At 68.1% G+C, this 9936-nt stretch carries 11 protein-coding genes and 1 pseudogene; 3 read left to right on the forward strand and 9 right to left on the reverse strand.

Features of this window, described 5'->3' with window-relative positions:
- Positions 1-41 precede the first annotated feature (41 nt).
- The 7 genes from ACWDUZ_RS34075 to ACWDUZ_RS34105 form a co-directional block, all read right to left on the reverse strand.
- Positions 42-395, reverse strand: coding sequence for a hypothetical protein (locus ACWDUZ_RS34075; RefSeq protein WP_451635686.1), 354 nt, complete (start codon positions 393-395; stop codon positions 42-44).
- A 6-nt stretch (positions 396-401) separates the two neighbouring features.
- Entirely contained in the window at positions 402-1106 is a 705-nt protein-coding gene (locus ACWDUZ_RS34080) for a hypothetical protein (RefSeq protein WP_451635687.1), read from the reverse strand.
- A gap of 218 nt (positions 1107-1324) precedes the next feature.
- The gene (locus tag ACWDUZ_RS34085) at positions 1325-2047 is read right to left on the reverse strand and encodes a glycine-rich domain-containing protein (RefSeq protein WP_451635688.1); all 723 of its coding nucleotides are present in this window, start codon (positions 2045-2047) and stop codon (positions 1325-1327) included.
- A gap of 76 nt (positions 2048-2123) precedes the next feature.
- A complete protein-coding gene (locus ACWDUZ_RS34090; RefSeq protein ID WP_451635689.1) occupies positions 2124-2597 on the reverse strand; it encodes a hypothetical protein in 474 nt (157 codons plus the stop codon).
- 2 nt (positions 2598-2599) lie between these two features.
- Positions 2600-3640 carry a hypothetical protein gene (locus ACWDUZ_RS34095; RefSeq protein WP_451635690.1) on the reverse strand — a complete coding sequence of 347 codons (1041 nt, stop codon included), beginning with the start codon at positions 3638-3640 and terminating at the stop codon, positions 2600-2602.
- Position 3641: 1 nt separating this feature from the next.
- The gene (locus tag ACWDUZ_RS34100; protein ID WP_451635691.1) at positions 3642-4955 is read right to left on the reverse strand and encodes a hypothetical protein; all 1314 of its coding nucleotides are present in this window, start codon (positions 4953-4955) and stop codon (positions 3642-3644) included.
- Positions 4956-5246 (reverse strand): hypothetical protein, encoded by a 291-nt coding sequence (locus ACWDUZ_RS34105; RefSeq protein WP_451635692.1) that lies wholly within the window; start codon positions 5244-5246, stop codon positions 4956-4958. It lies immediately after the preceding gene.
- Between the two features lie 128 nt (positions 5247-5374).
- On the opposite strand from ACWDUZ_RS34105, the pseudogene ACWDUZ_RS34110 reads away from it, so the two are divergent.
- From ACWDUZ_RS34110 to ACWDUZ_RS34120, 3 genes and pseudogenes are all read left to right on the forward strand, one after another.
- Positions 5375-5776, forward strand: a pseudogene (locus ACWDUZ_RS34110) (replication initiator); the annotation flags it as partial.
- Entirely contained in the window at positions 5769-5954 is a 186-nt protein-coding gene (locus tag ACWDUZ_RS34115) for a helix-turn-helix domain-containing protein (RefSeq protein ID WP_451635693.1), read from the forward strand. The pseudogene ACWDUZ_RS34110 and the gene ACWDUZ_RS34115, both read left to right, overlap by 8 nt.
- Positions 5951-7219, forward strand: coding sequence for a tyrosine-type recombinase/integrase (locus tag ACWDUZ_RS34120; RefSeq protein WP_451635694.1), 1269 nt, complete (start codon positions 5951-5953; stop codon positions 7217-7219). The genes ACWDUZ_RS34115 and ACWDUZ_RS34120 overlap by 4 nt, the downstream gene beginning before the upstream one ends.
- Before the next feature lie 101 nt (positions 7220-7320).
- Here ACWDUZ_RS34120 and ACWDUZ_RS34125 read toward each other — a convergent pair whose 3' ends face one another.
- Both ACWDUZ_RS34125 and ACWDUZ_RS34130 read right to left on the reverse strand, forming a co-directional pair.
- The gene (locus ACWDUZ_RS34125; RefSeq protein ID WP_451635695.1) at positions 7321-7785 is read right to left on the reverse strand and encodes a hypothetical protein; all 465 of its coding nucleotides are present in this window, start codon (positions 7783-7785) and stop codon (positions 7321-7323) included.
- A gap of 27 nt (positions 7786-7812) precedes the next feature.
- Positions 7813-9936, reverse strand: a 2124-nt coding sequence (locus ACWDUZ_RS34130; RefSeq protein ID WP_451635696.1) for a polymorphic toxin-type HINT domain-containing protein, incomplete at its 5' end; no start/stop codon positions are given.

Here is a 9936-nt window from a genome sequence, read left to right on the forward strand (position 1 = left end):
TTTCCCTTGCCCGGCCCACAACCAGCGGCGTGACCTCGAGTCTAGCTTCGCGTCTGCGTTCCCGTAGGGGCTGCCGGACCGGTGTAGCTGGATAGTTGCCGGGCGGTCGCCTCCGGGATGCCGGCCGCGCGCAGGTCTTGGAACTGGCGGAGGGCTTCGGCCGTCTCCGCCGCCTGAAGTTCGGCGATCCGCTCATCGTGGGCTGCCTGCATCTGCGCCCGGTGCGCCTCGTACTCCTCCTGTGTCACCAGTCGCCCGGGCCGGGAAAGGACCGGTGGCCCGTCACCAGTCACCGTGAGCTGCCCCGTCACGCCGTCGTCGTAGATCACCCAGTGCTTCACCGGCTCCGGGGCGGGGCCATCGCCGGGCCAGGGCCAAGGCAGGTCGTTGATCATGGGTCCTCACAGGCTGATCATCAAGGCCCGCATGACGGCCTGAATGTAGTAGTAGTAGGCGCCGGCGGTGCCGCGGCCGAGGGATACGGCAATGCTGATCGGCATAGAGGCTCCGGGCGCCAGGGGACCGGGCGTGCCGAGGACTTTGGTCATCTGCGAGTGGACACCGACCATGGACGAGCTGCCCGTGTTCTTGAGGAACCACATCTCGTCGTTGTCGTAGCCGGCCCCCGCGGTGGCTCCTGCCGGAAGGACGAAACGCACGTCGGCCTCGCACTCCACGACGACCAGCGCGGGACGGCACGGGTCATCGTTGGTGACGGTGGCGGAGAACGTGTCAACCACCGTGGAAGTAGCCGAAGGGACCGCGACGTCGGGGTAGTCCCGCTCGTCGTAGTAGCTGGTGAAGGTGGCGCGGCCTCGCGGTTCTCCGCGAAGGACACCGTCCGAGCCGCAGACGATCACGCCGCCCGCGCTCTCCGGGGAACACGGGTAGGGCCAGGTCCCGGTGGACACCTCAAGGGGGGCGCTTCCGGAGCCGTTACCAGTCAGGCCGCACCCGGCGGAAATGGTGGCCGCGCCCGTCGGGACGAACAGCCCGTCCGGCTGCTGCAACAGGTTGTTCCCGGCCTGGCCGGACACGCGGGCGCTGATGACGCCGGTTGCCTGGTCGAAGGTGGCGCCGGGCCCGGCCGAGAGGCACGACCGCACCGCCTCACACCCCACCGTTGTACTGATCACGTACGGGTTCGCGGCCGACCCGGAGCCGGTGATCGTGACGCCGTCACCGGCGGACACCGCGCAGTTGCACTGACCGCCGCCGCATCCACATCGCGCCAAGGGAGCCCACCGTCCTCACGGATCATCCTCGGCCCGGCCCACAACCAGCGGCGCACCTCGAGTCTATGCCGGGCCGTTCCGGCCCGGGGTCAGCCGTAGAGCTCCACGATCACCGTGCCCGAGCCGCCCTCGGTGCCGGTCGTGGTCTCCCCGTCTCGGGCGAACCCGCCGCCGGCGCCGCCGCCGAAGCCGCGCGAGCCGCCACCGCCCCCGGTGGAGGACCGCTGCATGCCCCCCGTGCCCATCATGGAGTCGCCGCCCTCGCCTGACTGGCCTTCGAAGTTCCCGAGCCGGAAACAGCCGCCGCCCGCCCCTCCGCCCATCACCAGTTGCCCGGTCCCCGCCAGCGGTCCGGCCGTCCCGGAGTAGCACACCACCGTGCCGCCGGCTCCCATGACGGCCTGGCCGCCGGCGCCTCCGTTGGCACTCACGAGGCCCCCGAAGGAGCTGTTCCCGCCAGGGCCTCCGTCACTGGTCGTGCCGCCCGCTGTGCCTCCAGCACCCACCACAACGGTCTCCACGGCCCCCAGAGCCGAGACGTCCAGCAGGCTTTCCGAGTACCCGCCGCCCGCTGCGCCCGGCTGCGCCACGAGCTGACCGGCCGCCGTACGGGCGCCCGCGGCTCCGCCGCCCCCGGCCTGAACCCTCACCTTGATCCGGGCCAGCCACGGGTAATCCGTCTTCCGGAACTGGTACGTTCCCGGCGTCCGGAAGTACAGGATGTCCCGCAGCCCCTGGACCCCGGGCTTCAGGCAGAGCTCCCCTGTCTCACTGACCGTGAACGAGTCTTCGCATACACAAACTGAGGCCACAGCTCACCCCTTGCAAGAGTGGAGGTCGGCTCGGCCCACAACCAGCAGCGCAATCGGCAGGGTAACCGGCCGCCCGTCAGACGGCGGCGGGGTCGACCTCCTCAAGTGCCGTGATGTGGACGCGGACACCGGGCCCGGCCGGCTCGACGACCCCCGCTCCACGGCGCGGCCTGGTCCGCCACACCCTCACCACCGCATACCAGGAGGCGACTTCCTCGACCACGGCGGTCACCGTCCGCTCATCGTCCTCCGGCTCCGGGTCCACCGGCACCACGGAGAGGACCGGCGGCCGGCCGAACGGAACGGGGAACGCCCATTGCGCGCGGCCGTCCTCGCCCGTCACAGCGACCGCAGCGACCGGCCCGGACGGCCGGGCCGGTTGGGGCACGCCGGGCGGCCGTGAGGGCTCCTGGCCGCCCTCCACGTCGGCCGGGGGCCGGACCGTGCCCGTCCTCCTGGTGGTGCGTCTCGTCTGCCGGTTGAGGTCCCGGAGCATCCCGCCGAGCGGGTTCCCCGTGATCAGCCGTCCGGGCCCTCCACGCATCGCCACCGCTACGCCACCTCCGCTCCGGTCACGCCCAACTGCACCTGCACGCTCTCCGAGCCCGGGGAGGCGTCCGTCCCGCCGGTCTCCGTCACCTTGACGCCCACGATCTTGAGCCGCTGCGCCACCGTCTTACACGTGGCGGTGGACATGATGTCCATGCACCAGCCCGGCACCAGGGACGGGACGTCCACCGCGGCGTCCGGAGAGAGTGTCACTTGCTGCGTGTCAATGAACACCGGCGCCGGCAGCGAGGCGCGCCGCTTCGCCCGGGCCGCCTGCTCCGCGGAGGCCGCCGTCTTGATAGACGTCTGCTCCACGTACCGCTCCAGCAGCCCGTAATACTCATCCGGGCCGCCGTCCGAACCGATCACCCCTGATTCCTCATCCCCGGCCACGACCCACCGCGTAATGAGGTTGGAGCCGTCCTCCGAGACCGTCAGGCCCTCCGGGAAGTCGTTGTCGTGGAGGACACCGACACTCTCCCGGTGATCCTCGGGCAGAAGGATGATCGTGGATCCCACAGCAGTGAAATCGAGGCCGGTCTCCGCCAGGTCCCGGAGGTGATCCAACGTCTGGCCCACGTCCTTCGTGTAGGCGCGGCCACCCGTCACCCCTGTGCGGCCCACGACGTACACGGTGTGGCCGGGGTCGTCCGGGGCGTAGCCGTCCTCGATGAGCCACGACGCAATGTCCACCAGGTCCGTATCCGTGAACGTCATCGACTGGTGAACGACCCGCCTGTCCAGCCACGCCAACGGATCGGCGGCAGCAATCTCCACGCCGTCCACGGTCCACTGCGGCTGAATGATCGGCCCCCACCACACCGGCCGGTCATCTCGGAAGACATGGAGCTCGTGCGCCCACGCACGGACGTTCTCCAGGTGGTTGCAGCAGTCCCCGGACGGCTTGACGACCACCCGGGCCGTGGAGAAGTCATCCAACTCTCTGGACCACTCGCACTCGGTGAGGACGTCCGCCTCCGCGATCGTGGCACCGCTCCTCGTCGTGATCCGCGCCGTATGCGAGCCACATCCCGCGGCTGACACGTCAGTACCCCCGCCCGGAGACGCCCACAGTGATCAAGGTCCCCTCCGGCGGCGGGTTGGCCACGTCCGTCTCAATCGCGAGGCAGTAGGTGGCGCAATCCAGGGGCCGCCAGGTCGGCGGGAGCCCGTCGCGCCCGTACACATCGGGGCTGGACTCGCAGACGCCGCCGCACTCCACCACGGCCCGGCCGATCTGCCCGTCGAGACTCAGGGCGCCGCCGGCAGGCAGGTACCGCACGTGATACACCGAGTGCGGGTTGCACCGGTTGATGTCCGCCATCTCGTCGCAGCTCAGCGCGTCGTCGCCAGCGGAGCGTTGGTAGAGCGTCAGGGTGAGGTTCCGCAAGTCCTCCCCTTCCCCGGCCCGAATGGTGATCACCGGTACGTCGGCGGACCAGGCGGGCCGGTCGCTGAGGTCCACCTCCCAGCACTCCCGCTCCACCGCCAAGGGCAGGCAGTAGCACGTCTCGGCGAGCGTCGGGCTCGGCGGTAGGGACGGGCGGCACGTCGGATCCGCGCACGCCGCCATGGGGTCCGGGCAAGCGGCCAGGCGGCACGTGCCCTCACAGCCGGCCTCGCTGCCGTGGAGGCACCAGGTGACGCACGCCGTGGAGTCGTCCACGGGCGGCCCCACCTCAAGCACGGGCATGGTGTCCGTGTAGAACCACGGCGTGGCCGCGGAGAGGATGAACTCCACAGTGACGATGTCCGCGCCCGTCGAGCACGTCCCGCCGGCGCATCCATCGCCGCGCCGGGCCGTCACCTCGGGCCCGTCGACCAAGGCCACGCGGCGAAGGGTCCGCCGGTGCCGCTCCTGGAAGGTTGCCGGGTCCTCCTCCTCGCTCGGGCAGCAGTTGAAGAGGGTCAGGCAGTCCCCTTCGCACTCGCCGCTGGTGCACCCGGTCAGGACTTCCGCGAGCCAGTGGAGGCCGTACTCCACCGCGCAGCACGTTGCGCCCAGGAGGACCGCGGTCACGGTCAGGGTGCGCGGCATCGCCCGGGCCGGGCCGAAGGAGCCGCCGCCGGTCACCGCATTCGTCACGGACCGCCGCACGGGGTGGGTGTCCAGGCCGGCCACGTCCAGGACCAGGAGCCCGGCGAAATCCGCGCTTTCGGGAACGTCCGGGTCGTACCAGGGTGCGCCGTCCTCGGCCGGTGTGGTGTACGGGAGGTCCCCCACGGTTGCCGCGGTGAACGTCTCGCACCGGCACACCGTGGCGGAGGTGAGGGAGGAGCCGACCGTCTCCAGGTAGACGGCGAGGCGGGCATGGTTGGCGACCTCCACTCCGCCCAATGTCAGGTAGTCAGTGAGCATCTACAGCAGGCCTCCCGCCAAGGCGAGGCGGGCGGCGACGCGGTGCGCCGTCATCCGCGCGTCCCCGACTTCGTTGATCGTGATGTAGTTGTTCTGGACCGTCCCGCCGCCCGTGCTCTTGCCGCCGCTGCCGGTGGCGCCGAGGAGGTCGAGCAGGCCGGAGGCCTCGGCGAGTTGCTTGGCCCGCTTCGGCTTGGTCAGGGGGATGACGACCTCGGGCCCGTCGCCCTCGCCGATCACGGCGAGGGTGGGGCTGGTGACGATGCCGCCGTCGGCCAGGCCCGGAATCACGTTGCGGATGGCGGACGGCAGGCTGTTGCGGATGCTGGACGCGATGGTGCCGCCGATATTGCCGATGGCCCTGATCAGCCGCTGCGGCAGCCCTTGGAAGATGCTGACGAGGCCAGTACGCCACCAAGGGCACCGAAGCCGCGACCGGCACCCTCGACCACCGGCTGAAGAGGATCACCGACCTCTGGTTCGAGTCCGTACCCGAGCACGCCGCCCGCATGATCCGCACCGCCTGGGCCCTCGGCAACCGCGACGACCTCAAGCACCTGAACCTGCGCAAGTGGGCCCACATGCTCGGCTTCCGCGGCCACTTCTCCACCAAGACCCGCGCCTACTCCACCACCCTCGGCACCCTCCGGGCCGCCCGAGCAGCCTGGCACCGCCGCCACACCCCTCCGCCCTCACCGACCACCCTCGTCATCGCCCACTGGGCCTACGACGGCACCGGCCTCACCCCCGACCTCGAACGCCTCGCCGCCCTCATCGGCAGCGGCCCGACACGCGAACAGGCGGTGACAGCCGGTGCGTGACGACGAACTCCTCACCGTCCCCGAGGCCATGGCCCGCCTCAAGATCGGCCGCTCCGCCCTCAACGACCTCCTGCGCACCCGCCGCCTGGCCTCCCTGACCATCGGCCGCGCCCGCCGCATCCCCGCCCACGCCCTCGCTGACTACGTCCAGCGCCACCTGGAAGAGGCCGCCCGATGACCGCCCCCAAGCGCAAGAAGGCCCGCGCCAACGGCGAAGGCACCATCTACCAGCGCAAGGACGGCCGCTGGGAAGCCGCCGGCTACGTCCTCGCCGCCAACGGCACCCGCAAACGCGTCCGCGTCTACGGCAGCACGCAGAGGGAAGCCGCCGACAAACTCGCCGAGAAGATCGCCGACAGCAACCGCGGCCTCCCCGTCGCCACCGCCGACAGCACCGTCGGCGACTACCTCACCTACTGGCTCGGCAGCGTCGCCATCCACCGGCTCCGCGAGAACACCCACACCCGCTACGCAGCCTGCGTCCGCCTCCACCTCACCCCCGGCCTCGGCACCAAGAAGATCGCCCGACTCACCGCCAAGGACGTGCGCACCTTCCTCGACCGGCTCCGCACCACCTGCCAGTGCTGCGCCCAGGGCCTGGACATCGAACGGAGGCAGTGCTGTGCCAGCAGCGAGTGCTGCCAGAAGTGGCTGTCCCCCTCGACCGTGACCTACGTGCACTCGGTGCTCAAGTCCGCCCTCGAACACGCCGTCCGCGAGGACGAGCTGCCCCGGAACGTCGCCCGCAACGTCAAGACCACCACGCACCAGCCCAGGCGCTTCCGGCCCCTCACCGCGGCAGAGGCCCGTCAGTTCCTCGACGCGGCCCGCGCCGATCGGCTCCACGCGCTGTACGAACTCGCCCTGCGCACCGGCCTCCGCAAGGGCGAACTCCTTGGCCTCCACTGGGAAGACCTCGACCTCAACAGCGGTACCGCCAGCATCCGCCGTTCGCTCCAGCGCACCCGCACCGGCGGTCTCACACATCTCCCCACCAAGACCCGGGCATCCGAACGCCGCATAGCCCTCCCCACCGAATGCGTCCACTCCCTCAAGGAGCACAGCGGACGGCAGGACAAGGAGCGAGAGACAGCAGGACCGGACTGGAGCGACAGCGGCCTCGTCTTCACCACGTCGACCGGACGGCCTCTTGACCCGGCCAACCTCACCCGCCGCTTCCGCAGCTTCCTCGACCGGGCCGGGCTCCGGCGCATCCGCTTCCACGACCTCCGCCACTCGACCGCCACCCTCCTCCTGGAACAGGGGGTCGACCTCGTGGTGATCAAGGCACTTCTGGGCCATGCCCACATCGGCGTCACCGCCGGCGTCTACGCCCACGTCCGACTCCGCCTCCAGCGCCAAGCTATCGAGACCCTCGACAAGGCGCTCAGCGCCCAGGACGACGGCCCTGACGACCCACCCGCCGCAGCCGTCGTCCGCTGACGTTGCCGTCATCGTTGCCGTCAAGCAGCGCGGAGGCCCCGCCGGAACCGTCCGGCGGGGCCTCCGCATCTCACCCTCTACTTCTCCCTAAACAACCCGCGCTACCCAGGGGAGAGTTGCTGAATTACTGAATTCGCAGCCAATCCAGGAATCTCTGAAGTTAGGCGCGAATACGCCTCTCGGAGGAATTCAGAGAAAGCGCCTGCGAGCTCTTCGCGCTCGACAGTCACCCGCCAAGGTCGCTTCGACGAACTCACGGAAGCGAGATCGCCATCGACTCGCAGATAAATGACCTCCTCGCTTTCCGTGAAGCCGAACGCCGCATCCTCGCCTGCCAAGATTCGTCTCTGCGCGTGAGAGAGCGACAGAGCCAGATCCACGAGGGTCACGAACCTTCTCTTCGAGATGATCTCCACGCCGTCTGCAACCATTTCGACATTAACGCCGAAGTGCTTGTAGCGAAGGTCCATCTCGGTGATACCCGCAGGATCTCCCTGCTTGGCTCCCTCCCATGTTCCGTGCCATGGCGAGTCCGGCTCCGGAAGGGAGAAGGAAAGACTAATCACGATTTCTCCTTGCAGGAACTTTCCCACCTAGAACGGGAAGGCGGTCACGACTTTTCCGTCATTCACGATCACGCGGACACGTGTCAAGTTTCCGCCCCCATTTGCCGGGCCAGCCTTGCCGATGGTGTCACCGAAGTCCCATTCGTAAATCTGACCGGGTCTCGGGGCCCCAGTGACGGGGTCTGGCGTATTCGGCTTGGGTGTCCCTCGGTTGATGGTGTCAATGATCCGCTGACGAACCTTCTTCTCCTTGCCAATGAAGAGCCCGGCCTCTTCATCAACCAACGCGCCGCCGGGCCGGTGGCGGTCCAGAATGTGCTTCCAGTCCCCGTCCTCCAGCGCCGCAGTTCCACAAAGGCTCGAATTATGAACCAGAACCGGAGTCTGTCCCGCCAGCACATAGTACGTGTGAAGGTCGTCGACGGTGAGGTTGTAGGTGCGCGCGTGCTTCGTGAAGGGGTGGTTGGCTGTCACTGTGACGGTTGTGCCGTCGTCGGTGAGCAGGCTCATGCCGGGAGTGAGCGCCCCAGCCGCAACCCAGTCGTGTGCGGACGGCGACCAGAAGGGGTGTTCATGTGTCGCCGTGAGTTGCTGGATGCCGCCCTCGGTGGCGATGGAGAGCTTATTGAAGTACTTGTCGCCGTCGGTGACGATGAGGCGCGTCACCTTTTTGGCTGCGGTTTTGCCAGTCTTCGGGTCAGTGGCCAGCACCTTGTCGCCGGGTTTGACGTCCTCAATGTTCTTCGTCGTCCGGTCGGCCATGAGGACGTCTGTTCCAGCCAGGAAGCATTTACAGTTGAACTTCAGCAGCTTACCGGTCGCGGGTGTGCCCGTGACTGCGTCAAGCACTCTTCCAAGGACTTTGAGCTTCGATTGGATGAGGGCATCCTTCGAGATTTCCATGCAGGCGTTAATGTCGCCGTGCATACAATCCTCGAAGCCACCTATGCCAAGGAGGTCTTTCTCAATCTCCCAGGCTTGCTTCGATACCTTTTCCAGGGTCGGACCATAACTGACAATTTTGCAAAATATCTCGTTGTGTTGACAGAATTGCACGGGATTGTCGACCGGCTCGCATCCGAGGAAACCGCATCGATACTGCTCGGCAGGGGTTATTGCGTCGTGAGTCCCTCCGGAGTTGCCTCCGAGTGCGGTTCCATTGCCGTAGCTCCCACTGTTCCCGCTGGCGCAGCCATTGCATCCATCGCCATCGAAACGCCCGCTGGAGATGGCTTGGGAGCCCTTTCCGCCGCCGCTGTCGAGGCCCGGTGAATTCTGTCCGGGGAAGATCATGCGGCCGTCGGGGTCGGAGTCGGTGACCGGGTTGTTGGCGGCGTAGCTGTAGCCGTTGAGACTCTGCGGGTTGGCGGTGTCCAGGATCGGGTCGACGCTGAGGAACTGGCCGATAGTGGGGTCGTATTCGCGGGCGCCGATGTGGGTCAGGCCGGTGTTGGTGTCCCGTGTTTTGCCGAGGAAGCCCTTGTCGTCAGGCCAGGGGCCGTACTGGGGCTTGCCTCGGTCCTCGCCGAAGGGGGTGGTGTAGCGCTTGGTGAAGGTCTGTGCGGTGTCCGGGGTCAGGGCCAAACTTGATGTGCCGTGGTGGTCGCCCGTCAGGTAGGTGAGCTTGTTGGCCCCTGACTCGTTGGAGCGGAAGGCTGCCGTGATGCCGCCCGCGGAGTAGTAGCGCTGGGCCCAGGTGGTGCCGTTGGCACGCAGGTGGAGTTCAGTGGCGCCGGCGTAGAGGATGCGCTCGCCGTTGTCCTTTGCGCGAATCAGGAGTGAGCCCTCGGCGCCGTAGATGTAGTTGGTGGAGGTACCGGCCTCGGTGAGCTTGGACAGCTTGCCTTCCGGAGACCACGTGAGACTCTGGCCGCCGGAGGTGCCGGGCCGTGTCGTGGTGTTGCCGGTCGTGTCGTAGGCGTAGGCGCGCTCGGGGGCGGTGCAGTCGGTCTTGGTGGTGGTGCCGGTCAGGGTGTGGGGCTGGGTGGGCTTGGTGTAGCAGTAGGTGCTCTTCGTGTCGCCGGTGCTCTTGTGTTGTGTTTCGGTGAGGCGCTGGCCGGCGTTGTTGTAGGTGTAGCTGGTCCAGTACGGGGCCGGGCCGGCGAGGCTGGTTGCGCTGCGGGGGTCTGCGCAGTTCTGTGAGGTGGGCGT

The organism is Streptomyces sp. NPDC003393 (assembly GCF_053589015.1).